Below are 629 nucleotides of genomic sequence, written 5' to 3' on the forward strand. Positions count from 1 at the left end.
AACACCTAAAAAGTGTCATATGTTGTTTCCAAGACGCTTGTGACTCATATTTTACATATGAAAAACAATCGTTTTTCGTGCACCTATCAGTTAATAAATTAACTGAGTAGATACGTACTCACATTACGATAACGAATCATCATAATGTGTGCTTTTTATTTTGCTTGATTACAGTATCTATTTTAACTACAAATAGTTAATTTAAATACTGAGAACAATTTCGTTTATATTTATCACACCAATCAACTTACCTTGTTATTCACAAGATAGGTCATTGTTATTGTGAGATAAATAAGAACATTTATCAGCTTTCCTAATTGTTAAAGAGCAGTGTTAAAAACACTTAATAATCATTCTAAGCAAGAACAGTTATTAAGTATCTTTTTATAAAGTAGTAGTTGGTATCCCCAAGGGGATTTGAACCCCTGTTACCGCCGTGAAAGGGCGGTGTCCTAGGCCTCTAGACGATGGGGACCCGGAACCTACTTTGCTTTCTAATCAGTCTAATCAAACAATCTGTGTGGGCACTCGCTAAGTATTTGCGTAGCAAAAACTTTGGCCGGTAGATTTATTTGCCTAAGCAAATTCATCGTAAGGCTTGCTAATGTGTTTCTTTACGTAAGGAGGTG

1 tRNA gene is annotated in these 629 nt (G+C 34.8%); it reads right to left on the minus strand.

Going from position 1 to position 629, the window contains the following annotated elements:
- Positions 1–399: 399 nt before the first annotated feature.
- Positions 400–475, minus strand: a tRNA-Glu gene (locus tag SP041_RS20775).
- Positions 476–629 lie beyond the last annotated feature (154 nt).

Source organism: Psychromonas sp. SP041, assembly GCF_000470315.2.
Taxonomy (GTDB): Bacteria; Pseudomonadota; Gammaproteobacteria; order Enterobacterales; family Psychromonadaceae; genus Psychromonas.